This window comes from Gordonia sp. NPDC003376, assembly GCF_053589235.1.
Map to the genome: position 1 here is coordinate 1 of NZ_JBSFRM010000037.1, position 14,813 is coordinate 14,813.

The window sequence follows — 14,813 nt, forward strand, 5'->3', positions numbered from 1 at the left end:
GCGAGCAGGTCGAGGCCTTGGGTGATCAATGCCAATGCGTGCGCAGCGTCGGGTGGCATTGTGGTTGTCGGGTCTGACATGTGGTCTCACCCCCCCAGGGTTCGAGTGCGTGTCTCTAGTGTACATGTTCTTCGAACGGGTGTGCAGGATTTGGTGAAATTGTTTGTGGTGGTGTGTGTTGAGTGGTGGTTTGGTTCCGAGCTCGGCCGGCAGAGGTTTCGACTCGACTTGTCGCTACGCTCCTCGACGGCTCAACCATCAACGGCGGCAACCTTGTTCGGTGGTTGAGCCGGGACCGAGCGAAGCGAGGACCCGTGTCGAAACCTCGGTAGGTCACCGCGGACGGTGACCACCTCTAACATGGGCTGCGTTCCGAGCTCGGCCGGCAGAGGTTTCGACTCGACTTGTCGCTACGCTCCTCGTCGGCTCAACCACCAATGGGTACAACCCCATTCGCTGGTCCACTCGGGTCAACGGTGGTGCTCGCGCCGGCGATCTCGTCCGGCGGGGGTTTCGACTCGTCTCGTCGCTGCGCTCCTCGTCGGCTCGACTACGTCTCGCGCATCACCTGCGACGGGGTGAGGCCGTAGCGCCTGCGGAAGGCGCTGGCGAACCGCCCGGAGTGGGTGAATCCCCACCGGATCGCGGTGTCGGTCACGGAATCCGATGCCCCAGCGGCCAACTCATCGTAGACACCACGCAGCCTCAGATCGGTCAGGCATTCCCGGGGAGTCTTGCCCACGTACTCGCGGAATCCCTCCTGCAGCCGGCGCACGCTCACCCCGGCCACTTCGGCCATGTCGCCGGCCGTCCATGCCCGGGCAGGGTCGGCACGCATTGCGTCCAGAACGCGAGTGACGATCCTCGGGCGCGGCGCACCGACAGCCTCGGGGCCGGGCAGTGCAGCCAGCAGGAAGGCGTCGGTCAATGATGCCGCGAGCTGATCGGCGACCAGCGGATTGGCGAGCAGCGGGTCGTCGGCGGGCTGCGTGGCGACCGAGCGGACCAGACGAAACCAGCTCGCCGCCTCGGGCCGTGACAGATCGACCTGTCCCGGGATCTGCGGAGCGGTGTCGCCCGAGATCCGCACCGCCTCTCGTTGCACCAGGTCACGGGCGATCTTGACGCCGACGATGGTGCATCCACTCGACCACCGCGTGATGTCCGACGGCGTGTCCGGCGGGTTCACCGTCGCCAGCCCGCTCGTCGACACCACCGTTCGTCCCGCCACCGTGGTCTCCAGCACGCCGCCGAGCGGCACATTGATGCCGTAGGCACCGGGATGGTCGGACCGGACCGCCACCTCCGCACCCCAACCGATCCGCGCGATCCTCAGCCGGCCCACATCGGTGACGGCCACATCCACCGACCGTTCGGGCTGATGCGCCTCTCTCGGCGTGAGTTCATGGGGGAAATAGGCCTCCGACACCGCGTCCGACACCACGTCCCAGCCACCGTCGCCGCCGATCCCGATTCGTTCGACCGTCACCTCTCACCACCTCCCGACCCCGCTCTCCGACCTGAGATCCGGTCTTTGTCACTCGACTGCGCTTTTCGGATGGACGTCGCGTTCGGCGGCTCGTCAACGGCACAGGGGTCGACTTATGTTCTACCTCACATTCTGCTCCGGAGGAAAGGTGGCCCACTATGGAGAAGAAGCAATCACAGAACGTCTTCGGACAATTCGCGAGTGGCGTCACGGTGATCACGTGCACCGACGCGGACGGCGAACCGCACGGAGCCACCGTCACCGCATTCACCGCGGTCTCGCTGGAACCGCGGTTGTGTCAGGTCACGCTGACCCGAAAGTCCAAGGCGTGCAATTACTTGTCCGATGCACCGTTTGCGGTGAACATCCTCGCCGCCGATCAGCTCGACATCGCCATGCACTTCGCTGGACGCCCCAGCGAACCCGGCCCCACCTGGGCCGACGGTCCGTGCGCACCGATCCTGAAGGGCAGTGCGGCCGTGCTCAGCTGCACACCATGGCGCAGCTACGACGGCGGCGACCACATCATCTTCATCGGCGAGATCGTCGATGCCGAAGCGTCCGGGAAGCCACCACTGCTGTACTACCGCAGCACTTTTCACGATCTCGGCAATCCGACTGCGACGTCCGCGTGGAGCCTGTGCGCCGACGACCCGCACTCTGGCTGGTTCGACTCCAACACCACGTTCACACCGTTTCACCTCACCCGCGAACAGCATTCGGCCAACCCCGGCGTCCCCGCCTGATTCATAAAGAGTTCCGACAGATCCATCAGAAAGAGGTATCAATCGTGACCACCATCGAGCGCCCCGACGCCGCACAGAATGCAAACGACGCACCACAGACCAATCCGGCCGCCGACAGCCCGGCGAACAACAAGCAGAATTTCGCATCGCGCCCGATGACCGGCGACGAGTACATCGAGTCGCTCAAGGACGGCCGCGAGATCTGGCTGCACGGTGAGCGCGTCAAGGATGTCACCACTCACCCGGCCTTCCGTAACCCGATCCGGATGACCGCCCGCCTCTACGACTCGATGCACGACCCGGCCACCCGCGACAAGGTCACCACCGCCACCGACACCGGCAACGGCGGCGTCACCATGCCGTTCTTCAAGGCCCCGACGTCGAGTGCCGATCTCATCGCCGAGCGCGACGCGATCGCCGAGTGGGCGCGGATGACGTACGGCTGGATGGGCCGCTCCCCCGACTACAAGGCATCCTTCCTGGGCACCCTGCACGCCAACAAGGATCTCTACGCGCCGTTCCAGGCCAACGCCGAACGCTGGTATCGGGAGTCGCAGGAAAAGGTCCTGTACTGGAACCACGCGATCATCAACCCGCCGGTGGACCGTCAGCTCCCGCCGGACGAGGTCGGTGACGTGTTCATGAAGGTCGAGAAGGAAACCGACGCCGGACTCATCGTCTCCGGCGCCAAGGTGGTGGCCACCGGCTCGGCGATCACCAACTACAACTTCATCGCCCACTACGGCCTGCCGATCAAGAAGAAGGAATTCGCGCTCATCTGCACCGTCCCGATGGACGCGCCCGGCATCAAGCTGATCTGCCGGTCGTCGTACACCGAACACGCCGCGGTGATGGGCTCACCGTTCGACTACCCGCTGTCGAGCCGAATGGACGAGAACGACACGATCTTCGTCTTCGACAAGGTGCTCGTGCCCTGGGAGAACGTCTTCATGTACGGCGACGTCGAGCGCATCAACGCCTTCTTCCCGCAGTCCGGCTTCCTGCCGCGCTTCACCTTCCAGGGCTGCACCCGCCTCGCGGTGAAGCTCGACTTCATCGCCGGTCTGCTGATGAAGGCCCTCGACTGCACCGGTGCCGGTGGATTCCGCGGGGTGCAGACCCGCGTCGGTGAGGTCATCGGCTGGCGAAACCTGTTCTGGACCCTCACCGACGCGATGGCACACAACCCGGAACCGTGGATCGGCGACACCGTCATCCCACGCCTCGAATACGGCCTGACCTACCGGATGTTCATGATGCAGGGCTACCCGCGGATCAAGGAGATCATCGAGCAGGACGTCGCGTCCGGCCTGATCTACCTGCCGTCGAGCGCCGCCGACTTCAAGAGCCCCGATGTCCGCCCCTACCTCGACAAGTACGTGCGCGGATCCGACGGGATCACCGCCGTCGACCGCGTCAAGGTGATGAAGGCGCTCTGGGATTCGATCGGGAGCGAGTTCGGTGGCCGCCACGAGCTGTACGAGCGCAACTATTCGGGTAACCACGAGAACGTCAAGGCCGAGTTGCTGTTCGCCGCACAGAACCGGGGCGGCGTGGACCAGATGAAGGGACTCGCCGAAGCATGCCTGGCCGAGTACGACCTCGACGGCTGGACCGTGCCGGACCTGATCGGCAACGACGACGTCAGCTACTTCGGCAACTGACACCCACTCCATGCCATCGGGCGCCCGGTCGACGAGATCGGGCGCCCGATCGGTGGATCCCGCGACCCGTGAACGCTTTCGAACGCTCGGTGAACGATGTCGAGCGCGCTGACATGACGACGCCCCCGTCGACGAGTGATCGTCGACGGGGGCGTCGTGGTGTCGCGGTGATGTCAGCCGATCTCGATCAACAGATCACCCGGGGCGACACCGGTGACCGGACCGATCGCCACCCGGGTGACCTTCCCGGCCACCGGTGCAGTGATCGTCGCCTCCATCTTCATCGCCTCGATGGTGCCGATCGCCGCTCCCGCGACGACCTCGTCACCCACCGACACCGACACCGACACCACCCCGGCGAACGGTGCACCCACCGAACCCGGATTGCCACGATCGGCCTTCTCCGCGGCCTCGACCGTGGAATCGACCGACTTGTCGCGCACCTGTACCGGCCGCAACTGGCCGTTGAGCACACACATCACCGTACGCATACCACGATCATCGGCATCGCTGATCGCCTCCAGACCGATCAGCAGTTCCACGCCGGGTTCGAGTTCCACCCGATGTTCCTCGCCGTAACGCAGACCGTAGAAGAACTGGTTCGCCGACAACCGGGACGTGTCACCGTACCGCTCGAAGTGTTCCTCGAACTCGCGGGTGGGACCGGGGAACAGCAACCGGTTCAACGTTTCCTGACGCTTACGGCCGGGCTGGTCGAGGGCGGCGGAGTCCTCCGCCGACAACTCGACGACCGGCTGCGCCGGGGAACGACCCTCGAGTGCCTTGGTGCGCAACGGTTCCGGCCAGCCACCGGCCGGGTCACCGAGCTCGCCCCGCAGGAACCCGACCACCGAATCCGGGATGTCGTAGGAATCGGGATGAGCGGCGAAGTCGTCGGGATCGATCCCCTGACCGACCAACGCCAACGCCAGATCACCGACCACCTTCGACGACGGGGTCACCTTGATCAGCCGGCCGAGCATACCGTCGGCGGCGGCGTAGGCATCCTCGACGGCCTCGAACCGGTTCCCCAACCCGAGCGCGATGGCCTGCTGCCGCAGATTCGACAACTGACCACCCGGGATCTCGTGGTTGTACACCCGACCGGTCGGCGCGGGAAGCCCGGACTCGAACGGCGCGTACACCTTTCGCATCGCCTCCCAGAACGGTTCCAGATCACATACCGCACCCAGGTCGAGTCCGGTGTCGTGTTCGGTGTTCGCGAACGCCGCCACGATCGCCGACAACGCGGGCTGGCTGGTGGTCCCGGCCAACGCCGCCGAGGCACCGTCGACGGCATCGGCACCGGCCTGCACCGCCGCCAGATAGGTGGCCAACTGTCCACCCGGGGTGTCATGGGTGTGCACATGGATCGGCAGATCGAAGTGGGCGCGCAGAGCGGTGATCAACTTCGTCGCCGCCGGCGCCTTCAACAGGCCGGCCATGTCCTTGATCGCCAACACATGCGCACCGGCGTCGACGATCTGCTCGGCCAACCGCAGGTAGTAGTCCAAGGTGTAGAGATCCTCGGCCGGGTTCGCCAGGTCACCGGTGTAACTCATCGCGACCTCGGCGATCGTGGTGCCGGTCTCACGGACCGCGTCGATCGCCGGACGCATCTGCTCGATGTTGTTGAGCGCGTCGAAGATCCGGAAGATGTCCACCCCGGTCTGGGCGGCCTCGGCGACGAACGTCGAGGTCACCTTGGTCGGATACGGGGTGTAACCGACGGTGTTGGCACCCCGCAGCAGCATCTGCAGGTTGATGTTGGGCATCGCCTCCCGCAACTGCGCCAACCGTTCCCACGGGTCTTCCTTGAGGAACCGCAACGCCACATCGTAGGTCGCCCCACCCCAACACTCCACGCTCAGCAACTGCGGGGTCAGGGCCGCCACATACGGCGCCACCGTCAACAACCCCGACGTGCGGACCCGGGTGGCCAACAACGACTGATGGGCATCCCGGAAGGTCGTGTCGGTGACGGCCACCCCCTTCTGCTCACGCAGGGCACGGGCGAACCCGTCGGGACCGAGGTCGAGCAGACGTTGCCGCGACCCGGCCGGCGGACCGGCCAGCAGATCACGCTCGACGGCGGGCAGCTTGTCCCGCGGGTACACCGTGGTCGGACGCTCCCCGTGGGGTTTGTTCACCGTCACATCGGCCAGATAGTGCAGGATACGGCTACCGCGGTCGGCCGACGACCGCGAGTTCAGCAGCCACGGCCGCTCCTCGATGAACGAGGTGGTGACCCGGCCGGCCCGGAAGTCCGGGTCGTCGAGCACGGCCTGCAGGAACGGGATGTTGGTGGCCACACCACGAATCCGGAACTCCGCCAACGCCCGCCGGGCCCGACGTACCGCGGTCGCGAAGTCACGTCCACGACAGGTCAGCTTGACCAGCATCGAGTCGAAGTGCCCGCTGACCTCACCGCCGAGGTTCGCCCCACCGTCCAGACGGATACCGGCACCACCAGGGGTGCGGTAGGCGGTGATCCGGCCCACGTCCGGGCGGAACCCGGCCGTCGGGTCCTCGGTGGTGATCCGGCACTGCATCGCCGCACCACGGATCTCGATCGCATCCTGGGTCAGCCCCAGATCGGCGAGGGTCTCCCCCGAGGCCACCCGCAACTGGGCGCCCACCAGGTCGACGTCGGTGATCTCCTCGGTCACGGTGTGTTCGACCTGGATGCGCGGGTTCATCTCGATGAACACGTGCCGGCCCTGCTCGTCGACCAGGAACTCCACCGTGCCCGCACACGAGTAGCCGATCTGCTTCGCGAAGGCGACCGCATCCGCGCAGATCGTGTCCCGCAACGCCGGATCGAGATTCGGGGCCGGTGCCAGCTCCACCACCTTCTGGTGGCGGCGCTGCACACTGCAGTCCCGCTCGTAGAGGTGGATCACGTTGCCGTGGGTGTCGGCGAGGATCTGGACCTCGATATGACGGGGGTTGATCACCGCCTGCTCGAGGAACACCGTGGCATCACCGAAGGCCGACTCGGCCTCACGCGACGCCGCTCCGATCGCCTCCCGCAGATCCTTCGGGTCATCGACCCGCCGCATCCCGCGACCACCGCCACCGGCAACCGCCTTGACGAACACCGGGAACTGCATCGACGACGACGCCGCCACCAGTTCCTCGACATCCGATGACGGTTCCGACGAGGCGAGGACCGGCAGACCCGCCGCCCGCGCCGCCGCGATCGCCTCGGCCTTGTTACCGGTCAGGTCCAACACATCGGCGCTCGGTCCGACGAAGGTGATCCCGGCCTCCGCACATGCCCGTGCCAGCCCCGGGTTCTCCGACAGGAATCCGTATCCCGGATACACCGCGTCCGCTCCGCACCGCACCGCCGCCGACACGATCTCGTCGACCGACAGATACGCGCGCACCGGATGCCCGGGCACACCGATCTGATACGACTCGTCGGCCTTCAACCGATGCAGCGAATTGCGATCCTCGTAGGGAAACACGGCGACGGTCTGGGCACCGAGCTCCACGGCCGCACGAAAACCTCGGATGGCGATCTCGCCACGATTGGCTACCAATACCTTGTCGAACATTGTCCTAAACCCCTGCTCCTGCTTCAGCCCTGCTGGACACACGCTCCGCGCCGACCATATCCCGACAGCACGGATGCGTGCGCAGCAGCCCTGATGCGGTCACCGTCGTCGGCTACGCCGACAACGTGCGTTGTGGCGGTCCGTCATAAGAACTGAGCGGCCGGATCAACGCATTCGCGGCCGTTTGTTCGATGATATGCGCGGTCCACCCGGTGATCCTGCTCATCACGAAAATCGGTGTGAAGGAATCGATTTCGAATCCCATCAGGTGATAGGCGGGGCCTGTGGGGAAATCGAGGTTCGGCTTGATACCGGTCCGGTCGACCATCGCCTTCTCGAGCTCGCCGTAGATCTGCAGCCATCGTGTGTCGCCGAGATGTCGGGACACATCGGTGAGCGCCTCCTTCATCGTCGGCACGCGCGAGTCACCGGATCTGTAGACCCGATGCCCGAAGCCCATCACCTTTTCCCGGCGATCGAGTTTGCTTGTGAGCCATTCGGATGCACGTTCGGGACGATCGATCTCGATCATGTCGTACATGACCGCCTCATTGGCACCTCCATGCAGCGATCCCTTCAACGCACCGATCGCCGCGGTGACCGCACTGTAGATGTCCGACCTGGTCGACGTGACCACGCGGGCGGCGAATGTCGAAGCATTGAAACTGTGTTCGGCGTACAAGACCATCGACTTCTCGAATGCCCGGACGATCACTCGGTCGGGAACCTCTCCGAAACACATATTCAGGAAGTTCTCGGCGTATCCCAGCCCGTGATGCGGCGCAATGGGATCCAATCCGCGGCGCCGGCGCATGTCGGCGGCGACGATCGTCGGCAGCACCGCGAACATCCGCAGCGCCTTGTCGAGGTTGGCCTCCGGCGACGCATCGTCCTCCGCCGGGTCCTCGGTCCCCAGGAAGCTGATCGCGGTCCGGACGACGTCCATCGGGTGACACGTCTCGGGGATCCGCGACAACAGCGCGGCCGTCGACCGATCGATCCGTCGGTTTGCCCTCTCGCGCTGGATGAATGCGGCGAGTTCGGCGTCGGTGGGCAGCTCGCCGTACCAGAGCAGATAGGCGACCTGTTCGAACGAACACCTGGCTGCCAGATCCTGCACCGCGTATCCGCGATAGGTCAGGGAGTTGGTCTCGGGCACCACCTTGGAGATCGCGGTGGTGTCGACGACGACTCCGGCGAGCCCCTTGTGGATGGTCGGCGTGGCCGTTTCGTCGGGTGCTGCAACGGAATTCATGATCGGACTCCTTCGAGCGTGAAATTGAAGAGATCGGAATCGAAATCGTTGTAGTCGGCGTAGCGAAGCAGCTCGTAGAGCCGACTGCGATGCTGCATCCCGCCGAGGAGTCCGGATTGTGTGCCGGCCAAGGCGATCTCACGCAGTCCGCGCTCCACCGCCCCCATCGCGATCCGCAGTGTGGTAACCGGGTAGATCACCGCGTTGTAGCCGACGTCGCGGAGCTGGTCGGCGGTCAGGAGATCGGACTTGCCGAACTCGGTCATGTTCGCCAGCAGCGGCACGTCGACCGCGGCACGGAACCGTTCGAACTCACCGACGTCGCGCAGCGCCTCGGTGAAGATCAGGTCGGCACCGGCGTCGACGTAGGCCTTGGCGCGGTCGATGGCGGCGTCGATGCCCTCGATCGCCCGGGCGTCGGTGCGGGCACAGATGACGAAGTTCTCGTCCCGCCGTGCCGACACCGCGGCCCGCAGCCGCTTGAGCATGGTGTCGGTCGACACCACGTCCTTGCCGTCGAGGTGGCCGCACCGCTTGGGGTTGACCTGGTCCTCGAGATGGCAGCCGGCCAGCCCGGCGTCCTCGAGCGCCGCGATGGTGCGGGCGGCGCTCATCGGCTCACCGAAGCCGGTGTCGGCGTCGATCAGCGCGGGCAGATCCGTGGCGTGGGCGATCTGCGCTCCGCGGGCGGCCACCTCGGTGAGCGTGGTCAGTCCGATGTCGGGCAGGCCCAGGTCGGCCGAGAGCACCGCACCGGAGACGTAGACGCCCTCGAACCCGACGTCGGCGATCAGCTTGGCCACCAGCGGGGAGAACGCCCCCGGCCATCGCTGGAGCTCGCCGGAGGCCAGGCCGGCGCGCAGCGCCTTGCGCTTGTCGGTGTCGGCGACACCCGAGGAGAACAGGGCGCTCATCAGAAGATCCCCTTACCGACGGTGGGAGCCTTGTCGAGCACGTTCGTGGCGACCAGCAGATTCAGCTCACCGAGTTCACCGGCACCGAGCTCGGCGACGCGGGCGGCGGCGGCGAGGAACCGCTGCTGCTCGTCGGCCTCGATCACGCCGTCGGCCATGGTGGTGAACTTGGCCTCGTACTGGGTGCGGGCGAACGGGCGGGCACCGAGCGGATGCGCGTCGGCGACGGCGAGCTCGTCGGTGATCACCTCACCGTTGCGCAGCGTGATCACGGCCTTGGCACCGAAGGCCTTCTCGGCGGGATCGGTCGAGTGGTAGCGACGGGTCCACTCCGGATCCTCGACGGTGGAGATCTTGTTCCACAGCTCGACCGTGTCGGGACGGTTGGCCCGCTCCGGCGCATACGAGGTCTCGTGATGCCAGGTCCCGTCCTGCAGGGCGACGGCGAAGATGTAGGGCACCGAGTGATCGAGGGTCTCGCGGCTGGCCGACGGATCGAACTTCTGCGGGTCACCCGACCCGGTACCGATCACGTAGTGGGTGTGGTGGCTGGTGTGCAGGACGATCGACTCGATGTCGTCGAGGTTGCCGACACGGTCACGCATCCGGCGGGCCAGGTCGATCGGGGCCTGGCTCTGGTACTCGGCCGAGTGCTCCTTGGTGTAGCTGTCCAGGATGGCGCGTTTTTCCTCACCCTCACCGGGCAGCGGAATCTGGTAGACGGCGTCGAATCCGCCCAGCAGCCACGCGATCACGCCGTCCTCGCCCTCCCAGATCGGGGCGGGCGCGCCCTCGCCGCGCATGGCGCGGTCGACGGCCTCGACGGCGATCTTGCCGGCGTGCGCCGGGGCGTAGGCCTTCCAGCTGGAGATCAGGCCCTTGCGCGACTGACGGGTCGCGGTGGTGAGGTGCAGCGCCTGGCCGATCGCCTGATAGATGGTCTCCTCGTCGAGTCCGAGCATGGTGCCCAGACCGGCGGCGACCGACGGCCCGAGGTGGGCGACGTGGTCGATCTTGTGCTCGTGCAGGCACATCCCGCGCACCAGGTCGATCTGGATCTCATACGCGGTGGCCAGGCCACGGATCAGGTCCGCACCACTGGCACCGACGTGCTGGGCGACGGCGACCAGCGCCGGGATGTTGTCGCCGGGGTGCGAGTACTCGGCGGCCAGGAAGGTGTCGTGGAAGTCGAGCTCACGCACCGCGACGCCGTTGGCCCAGGCGGCCCACTCCGGCGAGACGTTGCCGCCGACACCGAACACACCGGCGCCCGATCCGCCCGGGCCATGCGGATGCGCCAGCGCCTGGGCGCGTGCCGAGGTGACCGGTCGGCGGATCACCGACGCGGCGCTGACGGCGGCGTTGTCGACGATGCGGTTGATGATCATCTCCGCGGTGTCCGCCGGGACGGCAACCGGGTCGACGGCCACTCGCGCGATCTTCTGGGCGAGGTGTTCGGACTGCGGGAAATCATCGGAACTGCGGCGTGCTCGTACGTCGTGAATGATCATGTTCGCACCGTACGCAGAGGTCGATTACCAGCGAAAGTACTGGCAAATGCGTATTTCGGCGGAATCTGCACCGGCATCTTGCGAATGTTGTGAACACGGCGGCGACTAGCATGTGCGGCATGGTGAAGTTGTTCGTGGGCCCGCGGCTGCGACGGTTGCGGGACGAGCGGGGGCTGTCCCAGGCAGCCCTGGCCCGCCGGATCGAGAAGTCCACCAGCTATGTCAACCAACTCGAGAACGACCAGCGCCCGATCACCGTCCCGGTGCTGCTCGCCCTGGCCCGCGAGTTCGACCTCGACGCCGACTACTTCGCCGCCGATTCCGATGCCCGCCTGGTCGCCGACCTCGCCGAGGTCCTCACCGCCACCGCCGGCGGCGACGTCTCACGCGCCGAGATCACCGAACTCGTCGGCCGGATGCCCGAGATCGGGCGCACCCTGGTGACCCTGCACCGACGCCTCACCGCGACCAACGCCGAGCTCGAGACCCACCGGGCCCGCGTCGACGACCCGGCCACCTCGACCGATCCGATGCCGTTCGAGGAGGTCCGCGACTTCTTCTACGACCGCAAGAACTACGTCGGCGAGCTCGACGAGGCCGCCGAGCACTTGTTCACCACCGAGGGGCTGACCATCGGCGGCCTCGATCTGCAGCTGGCCGATCTGCTCGCACGCCGCCACGACATCCGGGTGTCGATCAGCCACGAGCCCGATCCGATTGCCGCCGTTGCGGTTCCGAAACGGCGCTTCGACACCGCAGAGCGCACCGTCCATCTGGCCGGTCGACTCTCGTCCGGGCAGCGCGCCTTCCAGTTGGCCACCCAGCTCGCCCTGCTCGAGCAGTCCGGCGTGATCGACGCCCTGATCGCGTCGGCGCCGGGCCTGGCACCGGCCACCGTCCCGGTGGCGCGGATCGGCCTGGCCAACTATTTCGCCGGGGCCCTACTGCTCCCCTACGACCGGTTCCGCGCCGCCGCCGAACACGCCCGGTACGACGTCGAGCTCCTCGGTCTCGGCTTCGACGTCGGCTTCGAGACCGTCTGCCACCGCCTGTCGACGTTGCAGCGCCCCGGCAGTCGCGGGATCCCGTTCATCTTCGTCCGCACCGACCGTGCAGGCAACATCTCGAAACGGCAGTCCGCCACCGCCTTCCACTTCTCCCGGGTCGGCGGAAGCTGTCCGCTGTGGGTGGTGCACGACGCGTTCGCCACCCCCGGCCGGATCGTCACGCAGGTCTCCCAGATGCCCGATGGCCGCTCCTATTTCTGGCTCGCCCGCACCACCGACGAGCACCGCGGGTTCCTGGCCCCGCAGAAGAGTTTCGCGATCGGGCTGGGCTGCGACCTCGCCCACGCCGACCGACTTGTCTACTCCACCGGGATCGACCTCGGCGACGACCGCACGGTCGTGCCGATCGGCGCCGGCTGCAAGGTCTGCGACCGGCCGGCGTGCACACAACGGGCCTTCCCCCAACTCGGCCGATCCATTCACATCGACCCCACCAGAAGCGACTCCATCCCCTATCGTCCGGCGTGATGGGTCCGAATCCCGAATGCGGCGTTCGCGGCCCCGTGTGATCCGTTCCGGTCCAGAGGGATCCGCAGGGGTCCGAACGGCGTGCGATAGCGTGATCGCGGAGGTTGATGCCACGTGTCCGCGACAGATCGCACGGTTGGATCGGAATTCGACGGGTCGGATTCCGTTCCCGACGCTCACCCGCGAGCCGCGGTGACGGTGCTCTGCGCCGCCGGCATCGTGGTGGCGCTGATGCAGACGATCATCGTCCCGCTGATCCCCCAGCTCCCCGATCTCCTTCACGCGTCTCCCGGCGATGCCACGTGGGCGCTCACCATCACCCTGCTCACCGGCGCGGTGATCACCCCGATCGGCGGCCGACTCGGTGACATGTACGGCAAACGCCGCATGCTGCTGGCCAGCATGGGTTGTGTCTCCGCCGGCTCGGTGATCTGTGCGCTGTCCGGTTCGCTCATCCCGTTCCTGGTCGGCCGTGGGATGCAAGGCCTGGGGTTCGGCACCATCGCCCTGGGTATCTCGGTGATGCGCGACATCGTGCCCCCACGCCATCTCGGTTCGGCGGTCGGCACGATGTCGGCGTCGCTGGGCATCGGCGGCGCGCTCGGTCTGCCGGTCAGCGCCGCCGTCGCACAGGGCATCGGCTGGCACGCCCTGTTCTGGCTGTGTGCGGTGGCCGGCATCGCCGGAGCGATCGGGATCCGGATGACCGTCCCGGAGAGTCGTGGGACCAGCGGCGGCCGATTCGACCTGCCCGGCGCCATCGGACTGGCCGTGGTGCTGACCTGCCTGCTCCTCCCCCTGTCCAAGGGTGCCGCCTGGGGGTGGTCGTCGCCGCTGACCCTCGGCATGTTCGCCGCCTTCCTCGTGGTCGGCGCAGCGTGGTCGGTTCTCGAATGGCGTCGTCGCACTCCCCTGATCGACCTGCGGGTGGTCCTCGACCGGCCGGTCCTGCTGACCAATGTGGCCTCCGTCGCCACCGGCTTCGCCTTCTACTCGTCGCAGCTGATGCCCATCCAGGTGCTGATGGCACCGACCGCCGCGGAGTATGGGCTGGGGTACGAGATGATCATCGCGAGCCTCATCCTCGCCCCGAGCGGCGTCCTCATGTTCGTGTTCTCCCACGTCAGCGCCCGGATCACCGACCGCTTCGGTCCGCGGGTGTCGCTGGCGATCGGTGGTGCGGTACTCGGTGCGGGTTATCTCGTCTTCGTTGTGGTGACCGCCGGCCACTGGCCGTTCACATGGTGGCTGATGTTGATCATGAGCTGCCTGGTGGGCGCCGGTCTGGGTATCGCCTATTCCGCGATGCCCGCGCTGATCATGCGGGCGGTGCCGGTGGCCCAAACGGGTGAGGCCAACGGCGTCAACGCCCTGATGCGGGTGGTGGGAACATCCGCCTCGGCCGCCGTCGTCGGGATGATCCTGACCTGGGCGACGGTGCCCGTGACGGTCGGCGGTGCCGTGGTGGCACACGTGCCGGGTCGCGACGGCTATCTCCTGGCGTCGGTCATCTCGCTGGCCGCGTGCGTGATCGCGGCCGCCATCGCGCTGGCCATCCCGACGGTGCGCCGCCCGGTGATCGAGGACATCATCGATCCCGCAGACTAGTGACGACCGGCACGCAGTAGCCGGTCACTCACCATTGTCGCTGGTCGAGCCGACGAGGAGCGCAGCGAGCCCCACACGCTGGTTGAGCCGACGAGGAGCGAAGCGAGCCCCACACGCTGGTTGAGCCGACGAGGAGCGCAGCGACGAGACGTGTCGAAACCTCCGACGCCCGACGTCGCGTCGTAACCACCTCGGAGACGCTCACCCCCCAGCGCGGGTGACCGAGATTTCGACACAAGTCCTCGCGATGCTCGGTCCCGGCTCAATCACCGATGAACACGCTGGTCGAGCCGACCAGGAGCGCAGCGAGCCCCACACGCTGGTCGAGCCGACCAGGAGCGCAGCGAGCCCCACACGCTGGTTGAGCCGACCAGGAGCGCAGCGAGCCCCACACGCTGGTTGAGCCGACGAGGAGCGCAGCGACGAGACGTGTCGAAACCTCCGACGCCCGACGTCGACGACGACACCACCTCAGAGGTGAACGGCACCCAGCGCGGGTGACCGAGATTTCGACACGGGTCCTCGCGA

General features: G+C 66.7%; 9 protein-coding genes. 4 read left to right on the forward strand and 5 right to left on the reverse strand.

Translation table 11 applies throughout. The annotated features are described in order from the left end of the window. Positions 1-550: 550 nt before the first annotated feature. The gene (locus ACWDUA_RS23390) at positions 551-1,489 is read right to left on the reverse strand and encodes an AraC family transcriptional regulator (RefSeq protein WP_449753413.1); all 939 of its coding nucleotides are present in this window, start codon (positions 1,487-1,489) and stop codon (positions 551-553) included. A 158-nt stretch (positions 1,490-1,647) separates the two neighbouring features. Here ACWDUA_RS23390 and ACWDUA_RS23395 point away from each other — a divergent pair, with 158 nt between their 5' ends. Together ACWDUA_RS23395 and ACWDUA_RS23400 are read left to right on the forward strand one after the other, a co-directional pair. Beyond that, positions 1,648-2,235 carry a flavin reductase family protein gene (locus tag ACWDUA_RS23395; protein WP_449753414.1) on the forward strand — a complete coding sequence of 196 codons (588 nt, stop codon included), beginning with the start codon at positions 1,648-1,650 and terminating at the stop codon, positions 2,233-2,235. A gap of 44 nt (positions 2,236-2,279) precedes the next feature. After that, positions 2,280-3,899 carry a 4-hydroxyphenylacetate 3-hydroxylase family protein gene (locus ACWDUA_RS23400; RefSeq protein WP_449753415.1) on the forward strand — a complete coding sequence of 540 codons (1,620 nt, stop codon included), beginning with the start codon at positions 2,280-2,282 and terminating at the stop codon, positions 3,897-3,899. Between the two features lie 173 nt (positions 3,900-4,072). Here ACWDUA_RS23400 and ACWDUA_RS23405 read toward each other — a convergent pair whose 3' ends face one another. The 4 genes from ACWDUA_RS23405 to prpD form a co-directional block, all read right to left on the reverse strand. Then, on the reverse strand, positions 4,073-7,462 hold the full coding sequence (locus ACWDUA_RS23405) for a pyruvate carboxylase (RefSeq protein ID WP_449753416.1): 3,390 nt from the start codon (positions 7,460-7,462) through the stop codon (positions 4,073-4,075). A gap of 112 nt (positions 7,463-7,574) precedes the next feature. Continuing rightward, positions 7,575-8,717, reverse strand: coding sequence for a bifunctional 2-methylcitrate synthase/citrate synthase (locus ACWDUA_RS23410; RefSeq protein WP_449753417.1), 1,143 nt, complete (start codon positions 8,715-8,717; stop codon positions 7,575-7,577). Beyond that, positions 8,714-9,631, reverse strand: a complete 918-nt coding sequence (prpB, locus tag ACWDUA_RS23415; protein WP_449753418.1) for a methylisocitrate lyase — start codon at positions 9,629-9,631, stop codon at positions 8,714-8,716. The genes ACWDUA_RS23410 and prpB overlap by 4 nt, the downstream gene beginning before the upstream one ends. Continuing rightward, entirely contained in the window at positions 9,631-11,142 is a 1,512-nt protein-coding gene (gene prpD, locus ACWDUA_RS23420; RefSeq protein ID WP_449753419.1) for a 2-methylcitrate dehydratase PrpD, read from the reverse strand. Before prpD ends, prpB begins: the two co-directional genes overlap by 1 nt. A gap of 119 nt (positions 11,143-11,261) precedes the next feature. Between prpD and ACWDUA_RS23425 the strand changes: the two genes are divergently transcribed. Both ACWDUA_RS23425 and ACWDUA_RS23430 read left to right on the forward strand, forming a co-directional pair. Continuing rightward, positions 11,262-12,677, forward strand: coding sequence for a short-chain fatty acyl-CoA regulator family protein (locus tag ACWDUA_RS23425; RefSeq protein WP_449753420.1), 1,416 nt, complete (start codon positions 11,262-11,264; stop codon positions 12,675-12,677). Positions 12,678-12,791: 114 nt separating this feature from the next. Beyond that, positions 12,792-14,285: an MFS transporter gene (locus ACWDUA_RS23430; protein ID WP_449753421.1), complete on the forward strand. Its 1,494-nt coding sequence runs from the start codon at positions 12,792-12,794 to the stop codon at positions 14,283-14,285. Positions 14,286-14,813 lie beyond the last annotated feature (528 nt).

Coding starts and splice junctions, on each gene's coding strand:
- ACWDUA_RS23395 (WP_449753414.1), top strand. CDS start 1,648: ATGGAGAAGAAGCAATCACAGAACGTCTTCGGACAATTCGCGAGTGGC.
- ACWDUA_RS23405 (WP_449753416.1), bottom strand. CDS start 7,462: ATGTTCGACAAGGTATTGGTAGCCAATCGTGGCGAGATCGCCATCCGA.
- ACWDUA_RS23410 (WP_449753417.1), bottom strand. CDS start 8,717: ATGAATTCCGTTGCAGCACCCGACGAAACGGCCACGCCGACCATCCAC.
- prpB (WP_449753418.1), bottom strand. CDS start 9,631: ATGAGCGCCCTGTTCTCCTCGGGTGTCGCCGACACCGACAAGCGCAAG.
- prpD (WP_449753419.1), bottom strand. CDS start 11,142: ATGATCATTCACGACGTACGAGCACGCCGCAGTTCCGATGATTTCCCG.
- ACWDUA_RS23425 (WP_449753420.1), top strand. CDS start 11,262: ATGGTGAAGTTGTTCGTGGGCCCGCGGCTGCGACGGTTGCGGGACGAG.